The organism is Haloarcula vallismortis ATCC 29715 (assembly GCF_000337775.1).
Taxonomy (GTDB): Archaea; Halobacteriota; Halobacteria; order Halobacteriales; family Haloarculaceae; genus Haloarcula; species Haloarcula vallismortis.
Genome location: NZ_AOLQ01000038.1, coordinates 82,967 through 100,071 on the forward strand (window position 1 = coordinate 82,967; position 17,105 = coordinate 100,071).

Consider the following 17,105-nt stretch of genomic DNA (forward strand, 5'->3'; position numbering starts at 1 on the left):
CAGAGGGAATACACTGGTCACGTGGTCAGCCGAGCCGCTGCCTGACCAGTTAGTGTGGACATGCCTAGCCAGACAGAGATTCGCGATCCAGCTTACTCGGTCGGAACGGGACCGGTCCCGATGGCGTCTCGGACCGCGTTCTCGAACTCCTGCCGGTCCGCGAAATACGGCACGTCGACATCTTCGAGTACCGTTGCGAGCTCCTGCGGGCCGTCCGGCGTCCGGATCGCCGTGTCACCCTCGCGGTCGACGATGGTGCTGTGTTCGATGCCCCAGGTGAGCCGGGCCGAGACACGGGCCAGCGGCGCACCAGCAACGTCTGGTCCGTCGCCGAGTTCGACAGCCGGCTCCTCCGCGTCCTCGCTTTCGTCGTCGCTCATACCCGAACAGTGCCCGTGGGTCCGATTAGTGCTTTCGGAACGGCTCGCGTGTCCGTTGGGGTGCGTACGCGCGTGCCCGCGTCATGCGTATGTCTGACGGGTAGTTTTATCGGATGTAGCAGTAGTGTACTGCATGACTAGTCTCACCGACGTGTACGAAGGGGAGGTTGGGCGCGTCGCATCGCGCCGACAGCAACTCGTCGGGACGGCCCTGTTTCTCGTTGGTGTTGCCGGACTCGTCGGGGCAATCGCACTCGCAACGACAGCCGTCGGCAACAGATACGGGCTGGACGCCTACGCAGCTAGACAAATCGCCGGCATCATCGCCGGTCTCGGGCTCCCGTCGGTTATCCTCGGTGTGTTTGCAGTGTTGCCAGCCAGTCGACGAATCCGGCTGACTGCCCTTGGCGGCACGGCTATCGCAGCAGTCGGCGTCGGGCTGTTCCAGTCGCTGTACCCCTACAGCTGGACCAGCAGCGACCCGCTGCTGGCACTGCTTACCGGCGCCGTCTACTTTGCTGGTATCGTGACGACGTTCTGGTGCCTGTTCGCGTCGCTTGCGACGTTCAAGACGCGAAACGACCCCGGGGGGACGGCACGCATGGAAGTGACAGAGGAAGGGACGATTCGCCTCGTCGAGGAAGCCCGAACGCTCCCGGGGCTGGGCGGCATCGGGTTTTTCGGACAGGACCCGGACGGCGGGGTCGAGACGCAGACGAACCGACCGGGGGCAGGTACCCAGGGCGCTGTCAGCGACGGCGGGACCGGACAGCACTCGGGCAACGCGCAGTCCGACCGCAGCAGGCAGTCCTCAGGACGGTCAGACAGCGGTACAGCGACAGAGCGACAGTCGGGTCGGCAGTCGACCACTCGCTCGAACACGGAATCGCGCGGGACGGGCCAGACCGGCCCGTCCGAGAACGCGCTCGACCCGAAAGTAGCTGCGGCCGGCCCGGAAGCCTCGCCGTCGACCGACGGCGGCACGGCGACGACGGGGCACGACACGATTACCGAGACGGCAGTCCATCAGGGCGAACCGGACACTTACTGCGGGAACTGCCGGCACTTCGAGTACGTGATGCAGGACGGCGACATCGAGCCGTACTGTTCGTTCCACGGTGAGGTCATGGATGATATGGAAGCCTGCTCGGCGTGGGTTCGCAACGACTGAGACGGTCGCCGTTCCGGTTTTGCTGTTCGTTTCACAGTACAGGGCGATACGGAGAGACAGAACGGGCCGGGCGAAACCGGGCGTTTAACACAGTCGGCAAGCAAACGATGGTACTACAATGGAGTTTTGCGACGAATGCGGTTCGATGATGAAAACGGACGACGAGCGCTGGGTCTGCGGTAGCTGCGGCTACGAAAAGGCTCGAAATGCCGAGACCGAACAGGAAATGGCCGTTACGACGCAGGGCCAAGAGGAGTCGGAAGTCGTCGACACCTCCGAGGTCGACGCCGAAGACATGGGACCGACAACGGGCGCTCGCTGTCCCGAGTGTGGCAACGAGCGAGCGTTCTACGAGATGAAGCAGATACGCGCGGCTGACGAGTCCGAGACACGCTTTTTCACCTGTACCGAGTGCGAACACAAGTGGCGAGAGGACGACCACTGAGGCAAGCCCGTGCCCACTGACCCCGCGTTCCCGGATGTGCCCGTCGACCAGTTACGCGACGGGGGCTGGGAGCTCGTCGACGAGAGCGTCAAAACGGTCTTTCAGCTACCGACGGCTCGCGTCGAAGGGGCGACAAAGGTGTACGACGCTGCCGAGACGCGCGAGGCCGTTCGGGATGCAATCGGGCTCGACCACCAGTGGCGGTTCTTCTTCGCGACCGCGCTGTCGTTCACGCCGCCGCTTGCGCCGGGTATCGGCCCGGCGATGATTCTCCCGACGGTCCGTTCTGAGGCCCAGTCGGCCTTCGCCGACGAACTGGCTGACAGGGGGTTCAAATCGGTCGAGCGCGGGCGGAGAGAGCGCGTCCGCGTCGACAGCGGCGACCGCGCCCGACTCCGGACCTACAGCGCCGAACTCGACCTCGAAGCGGCCGACGCGACGCTGTCGATTACCGGCTGGGTCGGCGTCTGGCACAGCGACGGGTTCCGCATCGCCGCCGGTGCGTATCCGAACCAGTCGCTGTCGTCGTTGCTTGCGATCGAGAATCCGCCGGAAGCGCTCCAGCGGACGCCGTCTGACTACCGAGCAGAACTACTCGCTCTCATCCGCGCCGTGGCGTAATCGCCAGCAGTGCGCCGTCGAGGAACAGTTGGACCGGGCCGAAACCGAGCCGTTTCGCAAGCGGGCTCGGGACGGCGTCCGCGCCGAGGCGGGCCACGGGCGCGCCGCGAACACGGATTTCAGCCGTCAAACCAGCAGCAGCCAGCGCTGCGGCCACGCTCCGTCCCTGGACCGGTCGGTCCCGCCAGAGGGAAAACGCCGCCCCGAGCGACGGCAGGTCGACGGCGACGAGGTCGTCGTACCCGCGGACGGTGAACGCGACCCCGTCTCGCTCGACGGTCAGGTCGGCGTCGACGAGGAGGTCCGGCTTTCGCTCGATCAGGTCGAACAGATCACCGACCGCCTTCGCCGTGGTGACCACTGTCAGTCGTTATCGCGTGTCGTGATAGTCAGCGTCCCATCGACCCGCCAGCGAGCGTGTTCGGCGTCCTCACCGGCCTTGCTCGGGACGTCGACTTCCATGTCCTCGAAGTCGTACGTTATCTCGGCATTGCGCCCAGTCAGGCGGTCGTAGAGTCCGATTGCGAGGTCTGGCCAGGTTGTCGTCTCCATCGGCGTTTCTGATTCGCTCATGCAGTGTACCATACGTACTACTACATGTTTAAAACCGACCCCAACAACAGGGGTTCGGCGGACCGACGAAGGCCGTCAGGGCCGCCGGGCAAACGTCAGGTAGCCGGTATGTCCGACACCGCCGGTCGAGGGGCGTGAGCCGCGGTCGTCGAAGTCCATCTCCCGCTGGATGGTGTCAAGCGTCTCGACGCCGTCGAGGCCGACCTCGGTGGCTGTCTCGACGACCGCACGCGTATTCTCCACGAACGGGGAGTACACAGCCAGCGACCCACCACGGTCAAGCAGCGTGGGCGTTCGCTCGACAACCGTGGGGGCGTCCTCGGTATCGAGAGTCAGCACGTCAAAGCCCGAGAGGTCGTCGAGGTCGTCGGTGATGTCGCCGGTCCGGACCTCGACGGTGTCCGCGACGCCAGCGATCTCCATGTTCTGTCGTGCGACCTCGGCGAACTCCGGGTCCTGCTCGTAGGTGACCACGTCAGCGCCGATGCGGCCCATGTACGCGCTGAGGATGCCAGTCCCAGTGCCGGCATCGAGCACGCGGTCAGCGGCGGCGACGCCGGTCTTGCCGACGACCAGCCCCACATCGCGAGGCATCATCGGCGCGCCGGTGCGTTCGAGATGGGTGAACAGGTCCGGGCCGCGCAGCCGGCGGACGGTGAACCCGGTGCCCAGATGGGTCTCGACGACGTCACCCGGTTCCACGTCCTCGGGTACTTCCAGAATGCCGAGGTCGGACTCGAAGCGCTCGCCGGGGTCCAGCAGGTACTCGCGGTCTTCGTGGACGAAGAGGTACGCCACGTTACTCCAGTTCGTCGACCGCGTCCGCGAGGTCGCCGTCGTTGGCTTCGAGCGCCTCCCGCGCGGTGTCTTCGTCGACGCCGGCCCGCATGGCGACGAGTTCGACGTCGTCCTCGTCGACACCGGAGTCACTGCTACCCTCGTCGGCGTCGTCGGCCGCGGTCGAGCCCTCGCCGGAGCCGAGTTCGCGGCTCTCTGGTTCGCCGACGACCTGGTACGTTTTCTGGCCCTGAGCTTCCATCAGCTGGACCTCCGCGTCGTCGAAGACGAGCTCCTCCTCGGGTGTGCGGATAATTACTTCCTGCGCATCGATGTCCTCCATGTCGATGCCCATCTGTTCCATCATCTGCTTCATCTTGCGCGGGTTCATCCCGCCGCCTCCGCCAAACATACGTAGGACTGGCGGGGCAGGGCAGAAAAGCGTAGCGACCCGGACTCGGACCGGGGTTCGGCGCGGTACGGGGCCATCCATCGGCGGAAACCGGCACGCTCCCGCGGCTTCGTAACGGTTCTAAGGCTCGCCCGTGCAGCCCCGTCGTGTCACTGCTGACCATCTTCGCCACAGCCATCCTCCCGGTCGTCACCGTCGCTGCGGCCGGCTTCGCGCTCGGTCGGGTGAACGGTACGGACCCGGACGCGCTCAACACCATCACAGTGTACGTCCTCGCGCCCGCGCTGGTCGTCCACAGTCTGACCACGTCGACGCTGGCCGGCAACACGATTCTGAGCGTCGTCCTCGCCGTCGCGCTGTTCACCGCGGCCTCCTTATCGCGGAAAGCGTCGGCCGCCTCACGGGGCACTCGGAACCGCTGCTCGGTGCGTTCGTCCTCGTCTCTATCTTCCCGAACACCGGGAACTACGGCATTCCGCTGGCGGATTTCGCCTTCGGGCCGACCGGGCGGAGCACGGCCGTCCTCGTGACCGCGCTGCAGGGCGTGCTACTCTACACCGTCGGCATCTACATCGCCGCACGTGGTAGCGGTGGCAGTCCGCTTGCGGATATGCGCCGCGTGTTCGGCGTCCCGCTCGTCTACGCCGTCGTCGTGGCGCTTGCACTCCGATGGCTCGGCGCGGTGCCGCCGACCGATTCGACGGTGATGCAGACACTGGAACTGCTGGGCAACGCCTCGATTCCGGTGATGTTACTCATTCTGGGCATCCAGCTGTCGAATGTCGACGGGAACAGCGACTTCCAGTCCGTCGGTATCGCCAGCGGGATGAAGCTCCTGCTGGCTCCAGTGGTCGCGTTCGCCGCGGTACTCGCGGTCGGGTTCCAGAACCAGACAGTCGCGCGGGTGGTCGTGCTTCTGCTGGCGACCCCGACCGGCGTGACGACCATCATCCTCGTCGGCGCATTCAGTCACCAGACTACGGACCACTCGCCGAGCGAACTCGTCAGCGCGACGGTGTTCCTGACAACCGTCGTCAGCGCGCTGACGGTGACGGTTCTCGTGTGGCTGCTGCAGGCCGGACTGATGCTGTGACTACTCCTCCCAGTATATCCGTATCTCCTCAGCAGTGATGTCGACAAAGTGATTCGAGCCGTTTCTGACATCGAACCGGCCGATGTTCCGGTCGATGGTCCGGGTAGGCCCGCCGTCTACCGCGACGGTAATCGCGTATTCGCCGGTTGCACCGATCATTGGGTCATACTCGACCGACTCACCGGCCGCCAGCGTCGTCGTCTCGTCCAGTACAGTCGCTTCGTCTCTCGTGATAGTAAGCGTGACAGTCTGCTCACCGTCCGTGCCGTTGTCGACGATAAATAGAATCGGGTCGTCGGGAGCGGGTGTCACTGTCGGTGTGGGCGTGTCCTGTGGTGTACTGGTTACCGCTGTTGTCGACTGTTCCGGTGGCGTCGTTGTGGCTGTCGGTGAGGTTGAGTCGGTCGTCGACGGGTCATCACCGGGCGAAACACAGCCGGGGATTGGAGAGAGCGCGAGTGTCGCGAGGAGCGTACGGCGGCGCATATCGCTCGTCTCGGAGGGAGCGACAAATGCTTTCTGTCAGTCCTCTGCGCCCTGTCGGACCTTCACGGCCATGCCCGTCTCGAAGTCGTCCATGCCGCTGCCGGGCAGTTCCGCGCGGCCGACGGCGAGCAGATAGCCGTCCTCGTGGACGACAAGGGCTTCGTCGCCCGGGCGGAGTTCGCTGTCAGCAGACTGGACGAACTTCGCGAAGGCGTTGCGGCCCTCGCGGATGAACGGCTCGCTCTCGTCGCCGACGACCACGCGGTGTCGCGGCCCGTCGAACGCATCGAGGAGTCTGCTCCCGCCGGCGAGTCCGAGTCGGAAGCGTCCGTCGTCGCCGTACGTGGCGATACGGCCGTCCGCGGTGTGGATCTGGCGCGGGCGGCCAGAACTAGTGTGTGTTACGTCGAGGGCGTCAGCGCCGGCAAACAGCGCCGTCCCGCCACTGCCGCCGAACTGGTAGTCAGCCGCACGCCGGAGCCCGCGGAACTCGTCGTCACTCATTGCCCGTGTTCGATGCCGGGTGATAAACCGCCTTTCGGTTCTATCCGTACCACTGTTCGGTACCGTCCGAAATGAGATATGTGCCCGACCGTGGCTGCCCGGACCACGGCCGACCGAAATCGTGTGGCGATGTTGAATGCCACTCCCCCCGATCCGCTCCGAATCAACGGTCCAGTCCGACGACGGACCCGAACCGGAATGCCATTGGTTCGCCCCGTCAATCGCCCCGGCCCGAGTACACGGGGCGCGTGCCTCTGTATCTGCTCTGTGGTCGGAGGACCGGCTACGATGCCTGGAACTGCAGTGGGTCTCCGTCTCGCGCCTGGCCCGTGACGAGCAGCCGCGAGGTGTCCCGACTATCCTCAGCACGTGGCAACACGCCGTCTCTGTGACCCAACTGGTTGGGGGCACTACGAGGGGATGTATGTGCTGCTTCAGTTATGCAGGTGGGCATCGGATACCGCTGTCCGGACCGGAGCGGTAGCGTGCCTCTAGAACATGGTCATTGCTGACCTGTAACATACTTTTCTCCGTCGATTTTGGGGAAATTTATACCGGATGACTTCCAAGTAATGGGTGATATGGCTACCGACTCGCGAAAAGTGATTCTGGGCGCTGCGCTGCTGGTAATCAGCACTGTGCTCATCCTTGGTACAGGGGCAATCGACATCGGCATCCCGGCCGCTGCCGGAGCGCTGGCTGCACTGGGGCTGGCCGCCGGAGCCCTCCTCGTTGGAACGTCAGAAGACGGTCGTCCGGTCTAACCGCCGAGAGACGCTTTTGCTTCGATGATAACCCAGAAACAAAGAGCGGTGAGCCCGCCGAACCACAGGAAGCCGCGAACGGGTATGTCGGCTACGTAGTTAGACCAGCAGTGGACACAGCGACAGAGCGGCCACAACCCACTGGGGTGGCTACAGAAGGAACCTGTCGGAATCGTCGCTCATGTCGATAAACCCATCAACGGCCGCTTTGAGGTCTTCGGAGGACGATTCCTCGAAGCCCATCGCTTCGACACGACAGCCTTCGTGCCGGAGGTACCGACACACACGAGCGAAGTCCCCATCACCGGTACAGAGCACGACCGTGTCGACGTGATTCGCCAGCGAGACCGCGTCGAGGCTCATCCCGACATCCCAATCCGCCTTCTTCGACCCGTCCTGAAACGTCTTGATGTCCTTGATGCGCGTCTCAAAGCCAATGTCGACGAGTGCTTCGAAAAACGACTCTTCTTCGGGCGAGTCCGCTCGGATGACGTAGGCGATAGCGCGAGTCAGTTCGCGGCCGTCAACGGCCTCTTCCAGTAGTGCCTCGTAGTCGATGTTCCGCGAGTAGAGACTCCGGGCAGTGTGATAGAGGTTTTGCGCGTCGGCCAGTACGGCCACGCGCTGTCCCGGCTGGGAAACTGTCATAGCAGGTATTGACTATCGGGCGAAATATGCTTTCGGGATACAACCGTGAAACAGCGGCATAATTACAGCTCGACTAACCATTTGTTGTGGATTCGTCAGTTCCAGCAGTGGAGCGATGTATCAATACAGTTCAGCCGCCGACAAAGACTAATAAACCGATAAACATACACAGTAACCCCAATGCTCGAAAAAATACCATTCCACTATCAGACAACGAACTCTCATTTAGCGCTCCGAAAAACCAGTATCGGGGGGTCGCTTCAGGCCAAACGAATCCTGTGATCCCAGCTATAAATAATAGAACCCCAGCAATAGCTTTCATATTGGGCAGTATTCTCCAGTAGCTGATGGTTCTTGGGTACACATACCGACTGATTGTTCCAAATAGTCTTCAGATAAATAAAGACCAGTCGCTTCTGCTAACAGGGTACCGCTGGTACATGATACGCTAACGCGTTCGCTTCTACCGATGGTCCGTTCCTCACTCACGCACCAGGGTTCACCAACGGTGTCCCCAGCACAAACCGAGGACAGCGCCGACGAGTTGCCACATGAGTAACAGTCCCCGCAGTTGTTACAGCGATACCCCGATGCGCTACGAAGCCATTCTGCAAGGCGACAGCGAGAACACAAAAGCTAAGTCGGTCACACGCAGTTACTCGACCATGCGACAACGCCTTCAGTCCGGAACCGCCTCGTGGCTCCCCGGTGAGGGCGTCGTCCGCGCAAAGCGCAAACCAACGTTTTAGTGACTCGTGGCGGACGTGGCGCCTCCGTCTCGGGTCGGGTCGTTTGACAACCAACAGCCGGCCGTTTCGGCTGGTCACCGCACCGTTTCCGACCGGACAACCCACCCCACAACGACACCAGACACAGCAATGACAGCAATCGACTTCCGCGGCGTGTTCCCGGCGATGTGCACGCCGTTCCATCAAGACGGCAGTATCGACTTCCAAACCCTCCGAGAAGACGCTCAGCGACTCGAATCCGCTGGCGTCGACGGCCTCGTTCCCGTCGGCTCGACCGGAGAATCGGCGACACTCTCACACGACGAACACATCGAAGTCGTCGAGGCGGTCATCGACGCGGTCGACGACGTGCCGGTCATCGCCGGCTCGGGCTCGAACAACACGAAGGAGGCACTGGAGCTATCCCAGCGCTCCGCCGAGGCCGGCGCTGACGCGCTCTTGCTCATCTCGCCGTACTACAACAAGCCCGAACAACAGGGGTTCATCGACCATTACACGACGCTGGCCGACGCCGTCGACCTGCCGCAAATCGTCTATAACGTCCCCTCGCGGACGGGCCAGAACATCGAGCCAGACACGGCGGTCGAACTCGCTTCGCATCCGAACATCCGGGCGTACAAGGCTGCAAGCGGCGACATGAACCAGATTTCCGAAATTATCGAACGCACCCGGGACGAGGATTTCGCGGTGCTGTCCGGCGACGACGGCATGACGCTGCCGGTGCTGTCGGTCGGCGGCACCGGCTGTATCTCCGTCTCGGCCAACATCGAACCGGAGCGCACCTGCGCGATGGTCGGCGCGGCGCTGTCCGGTGACTTCGAGCGCGCCCGCCAGATCCACCACGAACTCGGCCCGCTGTTCCGCGCGATGTTCGTCGAGACCAACCCCATCCCGGTCAAGGAGGCCATGCGAATCCGCGGGTACGGCCCGGCGTACCTCCGCTCGCCGCTGACTCGCCTCTCAGACGAACACCTCGACCACCTGCGTGACGTGCTGGCGGCCCTCGAAACTGAGGACCTCGAAGACGAGTACGCGGAGGCCGAGCGATGACGCGGGTGGCGGTCAACGGCGTCACCGGCCAGATGGGCGGGGCCGTCATCGAGGCCGCCACCGACAGCGAGGTCGTGGTCGGCTTCGCGACCAGCGAGACGAGCGCAGTCGACGGCGTTCCAGTCGTCCACCCGGCTGATGCTGCCGAGGCGCTCCGGGAGTACGACGTGGATGTCGTGGTCGATTTCGCCGTCCCCGAAGGCGCGCTGATCGTCGCCGAGGCCTGCGTTGACGCGGGCGTCCCGATGGTCGTCGGGACCACCGGATTCGACGAGGACGGGCTGGCTCGCCTGCAAGACGCCAGTGAGGAGATCCCGCTGTTGAAGGCCACGAATTTCTCGCAGGGGATTCAGGTCCTCCAGCGCCTCGTAAGCGAAGCGGTCGGCACGCTCGACGACTACGACCTCGAACTCATGGAGACCCACCACAACCGCAAAGTCGACGCCCCGTCGGGCACAGCCAACAGTATTCTCGACGTAATTCAGGAAGAGCGCGACGTGGAGCCGGTGTACGGTCGGGAGGGACATACACCCCGCAAGGACGACGAAATCGGCGTGCTTGCCCGACGGGCCGGCGACATTCGCGGGGAGCATGAACTCGTGTTGGCCGGCAACGACGAAGTCCTCTCACTCTCGCATCGGGCCGAGGACCGCGGGGTGTTCGCCGCCGGCGCACTGGACGCAGCGACGTGGCTCGTCGGACACGACGCCGGCTGGTACGAGTTCGGCGACGTTGTAGACGCGTAATACGGCCTACACTGGAGTATACATATTCAATGATATTGCCTAGTACACTGCGATAAATATTAGAATCAGCCTTATATATCGGTCTGCGTGACACTCTTGTATGGCTACGAGCCGATCCGTCCGACTGCCAGCGTCCGACTGTCCCCGATGTGCAACCTCGTTTGAAGCGACGGCCCCACAAATCAGTATGTGTCCAGAGTGCGGCTACATTCCCGGTCACGGGGCCGACTGAAGCGGTAGTAGCTGCCGCCAAAGCACTGATATCCGGCCGCGACCCGATTCGGTTGCACTACTCGCAGTCGACCGCATCGGAACAAAGCTGCGAGCGGTACGGTTACGTGTCGACGGACGACGATACGAGGGTTACAGCTGTTCGAACGTCCACTTCTGGTTGTCGCCGCCGACGTAGCTGTACTGCTGAACGTTCGCGCCGTCAGTTGTTGCGCCTGCCTCGACATCCAGCGCCTTCCCACTGTGGCGGGCTAGGAGGCGGTAGCTTCCGTCGGCCGTCTCCTCGATAGCCCATTGCTGGTTCTCGCCGCCGCTGTACTCGTACTGGTGGACGTTCGCGCCATCACCGGTCGCGGCCGACTCGACGTCCAGCGCCTTCCCGCTGTGGACGGCTTCCAGTTTGTAGTAGCCGGTGCCGAGATCAGTGACGACCCACTGCTGATTCTCGCCGCCGCTGTACTCGTACTGGTGGACGTTCGTGCCGTCACTGGTCGAGGCGAACTCGACGTCAAGCGCCTTCCCGCTGTTCTCGTTCCGGAGTACGTACGCTTCACCGGAGACGATGTCGTTCGTGTCACTGCCGTCGGACGGAACGATTCGCATCGCGGTCCCGCCGCTTGCGCCCATCGAAATCGTTACGCTGTCACCCGCAGCCACGTCGTAGTCACTGATGACGACCGCTGTCGGGTTATTGTCGACATCAGCCTCGGCAGCGTCGGCGTACTCGGTGACGGTCCAGCCGTCGCTCTGACTCGACAGGAAGTCGAGTGGGATGGTTACGTCGCGGGCGGTTCCGTCGGTCATCGCGCCGAGATACCACTCGCTGCCGCTGCGCTTCGCCGTGACAACGTAGTCCCCGATTTGGCCGTCGACAGCGACCGTCTCGTCCCAGCTGACAGGAACGTTCTCGATGTAATCGAACTCCGGTTCGGTGTCGTAGTTCTCGGCGGCGGCAACGCTGTCGGTGAAGTCGGTGTAGGCGGCCGGGAACGGTGCAGCGGCGCCCTGGTCGGTAACGCCGACAGTGTTGACGTTGAAGCCGCCGGCGTCGTTCGGCCCGAGTTTGATAGCGAGCCTGTTCGTGCCCGCGTCGAGTTGGACTGAAACTGTGTGAATGTCCCAGGTGTCCCAGTACGTGGTGAACGACGGCGTAAGCGTCTGCGCTGTGCCGTTGACGAGGAGAGTTGCTTCGGGACCCCCGTTGTCCTGAACTGCTGTCGAATTGTCTTCTTGATCGGCGGCGTAGCGCAGGTGGAGGTCGTAGGTTCCGGCACTGGGGACATCCGTCACAGTGAAACGCACCGCCGCGCCCTCTGGCTCGCGGTTCGGGTCGACCGGAACGTAGTGCGCGCCGAAGGCGTTGCGCCAGCGGTCGGCAGTAATCATGCCGTTCAGTGTGCCTGACTGGGCCTGGATGAACTCACCGACGCCGAACGACTCGTCGATATAGGCCTCCATACGGTCGGCAGCCATCTGGATACCGCCCAGATAGTTCGGGTACATCGCGAGCTGTTTGGCGCGCGTGGTCTGAATCTGGTCGCCTTCGGTGTCGTTGAACGTGATGTCGAAGATGCCGGGCTGGTAGCTCGTCGGACCGGCCAGCATCCGGGTGAACGGGAGCAGGACGTGGTGGTCCCGGCCGACGTTTGCGCCCAACGAGTCGAAGCCGTCGTACTCCTGGGCCTTGACGACTTCGCGGGCCGCGACGTTCGGATACGTCCGGATTTCTCCCGTTGGCTTGATACCTTCGTGAATCTCCAGCATCTGCCGGTTGGCGGCCGCCTGCTGGATGACAAAGCGATGGTGGTTGACGGAGGTCTGGCAGTGCTGGTTGTGCGACGGGGTCGAGCCGTCGCCATCGAAGCCCAGTCCGGGGTCTGAGACGTAGCCGTTCTTGATAGAACGGATGCCGGCGTTTTCGTAGCCCGAGAAGATGTTGTCGGTGTTAATTTCGTCCTCGTAGGTGACGATGTTTCCGGCCGTCTCGTTGTGCATCGTCATCTCAACGGGATTCGATAGGCTTTCGCCGTAGTCAGTGACCGCCTGAACGTCGAAGTCCGGATAGGATTCCTCGACGGCCATCTCCAACCCAGTACCGTCTCCGGGGTAGGTGTCCCAGCCCTGATTCCATCCCTCGGCCAGAACACTATCGATACCGTGTTCCTCGGCGAATTTCATGTACCGCTTCATCCGCTCGGTCCGCGCCCCGTGGACGTATTCGGCAGGGTTGTTGCCGTTGTTCTCGATTTCGCTGTCGCTTTTGTACTCCCAGTTCGCGCTGCCTGCGATCATCGTCCACCAGATACCGGTGTACTTCCGACCGTTTTCCAGCCAGCTGGTATCGACGGTGCCGTCCGAGTTCGTCGGGAACGCACCCTCATCCAGCGGGTCAGCGAGCAGTGGCACCAACTGCGATTCGACGAGGTCACTGGGCGAAGTCCCAATCTGGACGGTCCGCCACGGCGTGACGTGCGGTGCCGACGCCGACACCTTGTTTCCGTCCGGGAGCGGGGCCAGGTCGACGGCCATCTCCTTGCTCCCGCTGTCAGACTGGGACGCGAGTGCCATCGACGCGTAGTCGTCGAGGTTCGACTCGTGAACGCTGAGATACGTGCCGTCACCGGCCGCCATCGTCAGCGGGGTGTGTGCCCCGGCGCGAACAACGTTGTCGTTGGGACGAATCGTCTTATTCCCGGCCGGAATATCGCTGAGCGCGCTCTCGGTGTACTCCTGCTCGAAGCGGGGATTGACGTACTCGTTTTCAATCCACCAGGCAGTGTAGTCGCCGCTGAAATTGAACTCCGTCGTCTCGCTGCTAATGGTGAAATCACCGAATTCGTCGTCGAACGCGACGCGGAAGCCGAGGCCGTCGTTGAACACACGCACTTCGATGTTCGCCGACCGTCCGGGGCTCGCCGTCTCTTCGAGGCCGACCCGGAGATAACTGTACTCCTCTGAAACCGTTGCGAAATCACCCCATTCCGGTACCCACGTCTCTGTGGCGGTGCCGGTCTCGCTTCCAGTGACAGTGATATCCGGTCCAGACCCGCTGACGGCTGTGCCAAATGCCGCCTGGTCCACGAACTCGAACCCTATTGAGGACGGAGCTATGTACGTCGTCCCGCCGAAAGCCACCTCGTACTGCGGGACGCCCGAAGTGACATCGACAGTCACCCCAATAGTGCCATCTGGAGACGTCACCTGCTGGGTATCTGAGCTGTCACCGGCGGTTACCTGCGCTGCCACCGCCTCGGGGACTTCCTTGGAGTATGCTGCGGCTGCTACAAGCCCTGAGAGGCCGCTGAGGAAGTCACGCCGATTCACCGAACGATCGTGCCAATCGTCGTCAGTCATCCGTGTTGTAAATTTACAATAATCATAATAAACTTTTCTTTATATCAGCTGACAGCCGTGTAGTCTGGCGATTATATCAGCGTCCAAACTATTTTTCGGTCCCGGCAGTGACTGCGCAGAAGCAGTTGGTTCGAATCGAAACCCCGACAAGTAATACCATCCGAGAAATAGTGACACTCATGAGCCTCAAATCCGATATCGACGACCTCTGGCAACGGAAACAGGACGGTCTCTCAGCGGCAGACGCGACAGACGACCATCTCACCGTACTCGATGAGTTCCTCGCAGCGCTGGAAGCCGGCGAGGTCCGTGCCGCAGAGAAGTCCGACGGCGAGTGGGAGGCCAACGCCTGGGTCAAGCAGGGCATCCTCCTGAACTTCGGCCTGCGCGAGACTGTCGCTCGCGAGTACGGCGGCGTCGACTACCACGACGTACTTCCGCTGCGGGAGACGGCGGACCTCGGCGAGCGCGGGACCCGCAACACGCCGGACGGCACGACAATCCGCCGTGGCGCGTACCTCGGCGAGGACTGCATCATGATGTCGCCTTCCTTCGTTAACATCGGGGCGTACGTCGGCGACGGAACACTGGTGGACTCCTGTGACACCGTCGGGTCCTGCGCCCAGATCGGCGAGAACGTCAAACTCGGCGCGAACACGCTCATCGGCGGCGTCCTCGAACCAGTCGAGAACGCGCCGGTCATCGTCGAGGACGAGGTCTCGCTGGGCGCTGGCTGTCGCGTCACCAGCGGCTTTGTCGTCGGTGAGGGCTCGATTGTCGGCGAGAACACGCTCCTGACGCCACGAATTCCCGTCTACGACCTCGTCGAGGACGAGGTGCTGTACGGCGAACTCCCGCCGGAGCGGCGCGCGTTCCAGCGCTTCGTCGACTCTTCGGTCGGCGAGAACGACCTCATCCCCGGCGGGGCGTACAAGCCGGCCGTCGTGGCGACTGACGTAGAGGAGGAGACGCTAGAAGCGACAGAGAGAGAAGACGCGCTTCGGGAGTAGCGAGATTCTGAGCGACGCGAAGAATCTCGATACGCGAGCGGTGAGCGGAGCGAGCCGTGAGCAGCGAGGATGCTCCCTGAAAAGGAGAGCCGAGGCCAGCAACAAAGTGATGTACGCCAGCATGAGTCCACGGACCTGATTCTCATAGGTAATTGAGGCTAGTGGGTCTGTAAGGCCAGGTTACCTACGTTACACTATCGGCTGTTATTTGGTACCATAGCACACAGTGTGTCGCATGAGTCAGCGACACACCGGGACTCGCGTTGCGAACCTGCTGCAGTTCAGATGGGTCGCCGGAGCGGTGAGCGGGCTGATCGCCGGTGTCGGCATGGGAACCGTCTTCCACGCAGGCGCGAACCTCATGCCGTTCATCGGGGCGCTGTACGGGTGGCCAACGGTCGTCGGCGGGTGGGTCGTCCACCTGGTAAACAGCGTTGTTGCCGGCCTGCTGTTCGCGGTCATCATCTCCCGGCCGATTCTGCGAGAACAAACTGCCTCCACGGCGGAAACCGTGGCCGCGGGGGTCGTGTACGCGGCCGCTATCGGACTGGTATCGACCGGCATCCTGTTGCCGATATCGATGAACGTGCTCGGCGTCCAGTCGTTCCCTGAGCCGCTGGTGCCGCTGCCGGGGATGCTCGGGACCTTCCTCGTCATCGTCTCGGTCGGCGTCGCGCACTTGGTGTACGGCCTGATTCTGGGGACAGCGTACGCGAGGGTCAAATCCTATCAGGCCCCGGAAACGACCGTAGCTGGAGGGTAGCCAACGCCGGCCTGTCTCTCGGTTTCAGATCGTGGTGGTGTCGCCGCCGGCCTCGTCGAGTGTTGTTTGCCGACCGTCTACGGAGCTGCCACGCCGCTGGTAGGATTCTCTGAGGGTGAGCGCGAGCGCGCCGAGGCCGAGCAAAAGCGCAAGCAGTTCGAACACCCATCCGACGACCGGAACCGCACCGAGGAGTGCGAACCCGATGAGGCCGACAGCGAGCCCGAGCCAGCGGTTGTCACGCTTAGCAACCGAGAGCGCCCACGTTCCGACAGCGAACTGGCCATAGACGGTAGCGACCCAGACAGTGATCCCAAATGCGACAGCGCCGACGAGGGAGAGCGGAATGCCGACAATTGTGAGCAGGAGACCGACGAGGACGAGCGGTACCGCGATGAGCGTCAGGAGACCGACACCGCCAGATCTCACGGGGCTTTCCGCGATACGGTCGGCGACACGCGCCGAAAAGGAAGGAAAGACGGCCAGGAGAAGTGCACCGAGCAGGAAGTTCACGAGCAGGCCGTAGACGACCCCGACCCACGAGGGGAGCGTGAACTGGTCCGGACTTGGACCGGCATCGCCGCCGATGCTGTCGTCTTGAACGACGCTTCCGCCGACGGATGCCCCGGAATCGCGAGTGAAGGAGGCGGCGTCGTACCGGAAATCACCGCCGACCGACGCCGTCGGTCCAAGCACGAGTTCTTCCGCGCCGGCAGTGACGGAGCCGTCGATAGTCCCGTGGACAGCGACGTAGCCGGCGCCCGCATCGAGGTCACCGCCGATCTGTGCCGTTTCGCCGATTTCGACCGTGCCGCCGGCGACGCTTACGTCACCGGTGACGGTTCCATCGATGCGGACAGCACCCGCCGCGGTTTCGATATCACCGCCGACTTGGCCGCCTTCCGTAACGTGAACCGTCCCTGCGGCTGCGGCGATATCGCCAGTTACTGTTCCCCGAACAATTATCGTCCCGGCAACTCCTTCGATGCTGTCGTACGTCTCGTCAGGGCCAACGACAATCGTTCCGGCCGCGCCCTGATACGACTGCGCGGTGGCGACGCCGGCCCCGAGTGAGAGGACGAGAGCGACTGCGACCAGCAAAGCGGCGGCCCGCGCCACATTCTGTGAGGCTGTAGTGACCATACGAACACCGCTATCGGAAGTGTAATAAATCTATACTGACATATCACTGAATCGAGTTTTCCAGACACGTCGAATCCACTGAACACGTCATGAGACTTTGTCCAACGCGGCCGGAAAGCGTCCTGAGAGGACTGGATTCAGACCGCGAGTATCGAAACGGAACCCTTGTTAGCCGTCGACACCGT

19 protein-coding genes and 1 pseudogene are annotated in these 17,105 nt (G+C 62.8%); 10 read left to right on the forward strand and 10 right to left on the reverse strand.

Going from position 1 to position 17,105, the window contains the following annotated elements; all coding sequences use genetic code 11:
* Positions 1–92 precede the first annotated feature (92 nt).
* On the reverse strand, positions 93–380 hold the full coding sequence (locus tag C437_RS09170; RefSeq protein WP_004516664.1) for a DUF5789 family protein: 288 nt from the start codon (positions 378–380) through the stop codon (positions 93–95).
* A gap of 133 nt (positions 381–513) precedes the next feature.
* Here C437_RS09170 and C437_RS09175 point away from each other — a divergent pair, with 133 nt between their 5' ends.
* The 3 genes from C437_RS09175 (at position 514) to C437_RS09185 (ending at position 2,617) form a co-directional block, all read left to right on the forward strand.
* Positions 514–1,551 (forward strand): DUF7139 domain-containing protein, encoded by a 1,038-nt coding sequence (locus C437_RS09175; RefSeq protein ID WP_004516665.1) that lies wholly within the window; start codon positions 514–516, stop codon positions 1,549–1,551.
* A gap of 118 nt (positions 1,552–1,669) precedes the next feature.
* A complete protein-coding gene (locus tag C437_RS09180) occupies positions 1,670–1,996 on the forward strand; it encodes a transcription factor S (protein ID WP_005535365.1) in 327 nt (108 codons plus the stop codon).
* A 9-nt stretch (positions 1,997–2,005) separates the two neighbouring features.
* On the forward strand, positions 2,006–2,617 hold the full coding sequence (locus C437_RS09185; RefSeq protein ID WP_004516667.1) for a hypothetical protein: 612 nt from the start codon (positions 2,006–2,008) through the stop codon (positions 2,615–2,617).
* Here the strand turns inward: C437_RS09185 and C437_RS09190 are convergent.
* The 4 genes from C437_RS09190 to C437_RS09205 form a co-directional block, all read right to left on the reverse strand.
* Positions 2,598–2,978 carry a hypothetical protein gene (locus C437_RS09190; protein WP_004516668.1) on the reverse strand — a complete coding sequence of 127 codons (381 nt, stop codon included), beginning with the start codon at positions 2,976–2,978 and terminating at the stop codon, positions 2,598–2,600. The genes C437_RS09185 and C437_RS09190 overlap by 20 nt on opposite strands.
* A gap of 2 nt (positions 2,979–2,980) precedes the next feature.
* Entirely contained in the window at positions 2,981–3,190 is a 210-nt protein-coding gene (locus tag C437_RS09195) for a hypothetical protein (protein ID WP_004516669.1), read from the reverse strand.
* Positions 3,191–3,265: 75 nt separating this feature from the next.
* The gene (locus C437_RS09200) at positions 3,266–3,988 is read right to left on the reverse strand and encodes a methyltransferase domain-containing protein (protein WP_004516670.1); all 723 of its coding nucleotides are present in this window, start codon (positions 3,986–3,988) and stop codon (positions 3,266–3,268) included.
* 1 nt (position 3,989) lies between these two features.
* The gene (locus C437_RS09205; RefSeq protein ID WP_004516671.1) at positions 3,990–4,379 is read right to left on the reverse strand and encodes a nascent polypeptide-associated complex protein; all 390 of its coding nucleotides are present in this window, start codon (positions 4,377–4,379) and stop codon (positions 3,990–3,992) included.
* A gap of 146 nt (positions 4,380–4,525) precedes the next feature.
* Here C437_RS09205 and C437_RS09210 point away from each other — a divergent pair.
* Positions 4,526–5,472, forward strand: a pseudogene (locus C437_RS09210) (AEC family transporter).
* Here C437_RS09210 and C437_RS09215 read toward each other — a convergent pair.
* Positions 5,473–5,958, reverse strand: coding sequence for a hypothetical protein (locus C437_RS09215; RefSeq protein WP_004516672.1), 486 nt, complete (start codon positions 5,956–5,958; stop codon positions 5,473–5,475).
* 36 nt (positions 5,959–5,994) lie between these two features.
* The gene (locus C437_RS09220) at positions 5,995–6,462 is read right to left on the reverse strand and encodes a PUA domain-containing protein (protein WP_004516673.1); all 468 of its coding nucleotides are present in this window, start codon (positions 6,460–6,462) and stop codon (positions 5,995–5,997) included.
* Between the two features lie 581 nt (positions 6,463–7,043).
* Between C437_RS09220 and C437_RS09225 the strand changes: the two genes are divergently transcribed.
* The gene (locus tag C437_RS09225; protein ID WP_049919709.1) at positions 7,044–7,226 is read left to right on the forward strand and encodes a hypothetical protein; all 183 of its coding nucleotides are present in this window, start codon (positions 7,044–7,046) and stop codon (positions 7,224–7,226) included.
* A 150-nt stretch (positions 7,227–7,376) separates the two neighbouring features.
* Here C437_RS09225 and C437_RS09230 read toward each other — a convergent pair whose 3' ends face one another.
* Positions 7,377–7,874 (reverse strand): LabA-like NYN domain-containing protein, encoded by a 498-nt coding sequence (locus C437_RS09230; protein WP_004516675.1) that lies wholly within the window; start codon positions 7,872–7,874, stop codon positions 7,377–7,379.
* A 551-nt stretch (positions 7,875–8,425) separates the two neighbouring features.
* Here C437_RS09230 and C437_RS20165 point away from each other — a divergent pair.
* The 3 genes from C437_RS20165 to dapB all read left to right on the forward strand — a co-directional run bounded on the left by C437_RS20165 (position 8,426) and on the right by dapB (position 10,419).
* Positions 8,426–8,623, forward strand: a complete 198-nt coding sequence (locus C437_RS20165; protein ID WP_139175302.1) for a hypothetical protein — start codon at positions 8,426–8,428, stop codon at positions 8,621–8,623.
* 129 nt (positions 8,624–8,752) lie between these two features.
* Entirely contained in the window at positions 8,753–9,673 is a 921-nt protein-coding gene (dapA, locus tag C437_RS09235; RefSeq protein WP_004516676.1) for a 4-hydroxy-tetrahydrodipicolinate synthase, read from the forward strand.
* Positions 9,670–10,419, forward strand: a complete 750-nt coding sequence (gene dapB, locus C437_RS09240) for a 4-hydroxy-tetrahydrodipicolinate reductase (RefSeq protein WP_004516677.1) — start codon at positions 9,670–9,672, stop codon at positions 10,417–10,419. The genes dapA and dapB overlap by 4 nt, the downstream gene beginning before the upstream one ends.
* Positions 10,420–10,782: 363 nt before the next feature.
* Here dapB and C437_RS09245 read toward each other — a convergent pair whose 3' ends face one another.
* A complete protein-coding gene (locus C437_RS09245; RefSeq protein WP_004516678.1) occupies positions 10,783–14,004 on the reverse strand; it encodes a glycoside hydrolase family 97 catalytic domain-containing protein in 3,222 nt (1,073 codons plus the stop codon).
* 179 nt (positions 14,005–14,183) lie between these two features.
* Between C437_RS09245 and C437_RS09250 the strand changes: the two genes are divergently transcribed.
* Together C437_RS09250 and C437_RS09255 are read left to right on the forward strand one after the other, a co-directional pair.
* Entirely contained in the window at positions 14,184–15,014 is an 831-nt protein-coding gene (locus C437_RS09250; protein ID WP_004516679.1) for a 2,3,4,5-tetrahydropyridine-2,6-dicarboxylate N-succinyltransferase, read from the forward strand.
* Positions 15,015–15,249: 235 nt separating this feature from the next.
* Positions 15,250–15,777, forward strand: coding sequence for a hypothetical protein (locus C437_RS09255; RefSeq protein WP_004516680.1), 528 nt, complete (start codon positions 15,250–15,252; stop codon positions 15,775–15,777).
* A gap of 24 nt (positions 15,778–15,801) precedes the next feature.
* Here the strand turns inward: C437_RS09255 and C437_RS09260 are convergent, their stop codons facing one another.
* Entirely contained in the window at positions 15,802–16,920 is a 1,119-nt protein-coding gene (locus tag C437_RS09260; protein WP_004516681.1) for a bactofilin family protein, read from the reverse strand.
* Positions 16,921–17,105: the final 185 nt, after the last annotated feature.

What these genes read in the sequence shown, in the direction of transcription:
- C437_RS09260 (WP_004516681.1), bottom strand. Translation starts at nt 16,920, where the DNA reads ATGGTCACTACAGCCTCACAGAATGTGGCGCGGGCCGCCGCTTTGCTG.
- C437_RS09195 (WP_004516669.1), bottom strand. Translation starts at nt 3,190, where the DNA reads ATGAGCGAATCAGAAACGCCGATGGAGACGACAACCTGGCCAGACCTC.
- C437_RS09245 (WP_004516678.1), bottom strand. Translation starts at nt 14,004, where the DNA reads ATGACTGACGACGATTGGCACGATCGTTCGGTGAATCGGCGTGACTTC.
- C437_RS09255 (WP_004516680.1), top strand. Translation starts at nt 15,250, where the DNA reads ATGAGTCAGCGACACACCGGGACTCGCGTTGCGAACCTGCTGCAGTTC.
- C437_RS09225 (WP_049919709.1), top strand. Translation starts at nt 7,044, where the DNA reads ATGGCTACCGACTCGCGAAAAGTGATTCTGGGCGCTGCGCTGCTGGTA.
- C437_RS20165 (WP_139175302.1), top strand. Translation starts at nt 8,426, where the DNA reads ATGAGTAACAGTCCCCGCAGTTGTTACAGCGATACCCCGATGCGCTAC.
- dapA (WP_004516676.1), top strand. Translation starts at nt 8,753, where the DNA reads ATGACAGCAATCGACTTCCGCGGCGTGTTCCCGGCGATGTGCACGCCG.
- C437_RS09180 (WP_005535365.1), top strand. Translation starts at nt 1,670, where the DNA reads ATGGAGTTTTGCGACGAATGCGGTTCGATGATGAAAACGGACGACGAG.
- C437_RS09220 (WP_004516673.1), bottom strand. Translation starts at nt 6,462, where the DNA reads ATGAGTGACGACGAGTTCCGCGGGCTCCGGCGTGCGGCTGACTACCAG.
- C437_RS09215 (WP_004516672.1), bottom strand. Translation starts at nt 5,958, where the DNA reads ATGCGCCGCCGTACGCTCCTCGCGACACTCGCGCTCTCTCCAATCCCC.
- C437_RS09250 (WP_004516679.1), top strand. Translation starts at nt 14,184, where the DNA reads ATGAGCCTCAAATCCGATATCGACGACCTCTGGCAACGGAAACAGGAC.
- C437_RS09170 (WP_004516664.1), bottom strand. Translation starts at nt 380, where the DNA reads ATGAGCGACGACGAAAGCGAGGACGCGGAGGAGCCGGCTGTCGAACTC.
- C437_RS09205 (WP_004516671.1), bottom strand. Translation starts at nt 4,379, where the DNA reads ATGTTTGGCGGAGGCGGCGGGATGAACCCGCGCAAGATGAAGCAGATG.
- dapB (WP_004516677.1), top strand. Translation starts at nt 9,670, where the DNA reads ATGACGCGGGTGGCGGTCAACGGCGTCACCGGCCAGATGGGCGGGGCC.
- C437_RS09230 (WP_004516675.1), bottom strand. Translation starts at nt 7,874, where the DNA reads ATGACAGTTTCCCAGCCGGGACAGCGCGTGGCCGTACTGGCCGACGCG.
- C437_RS09175 (WP_004516665.1), top strand. Translation starts at nt 514, where the DNA reads ATGACTAGTCTCACCGACGTGTACGAAGGGGAGGTTGGGCGCGTCGCA.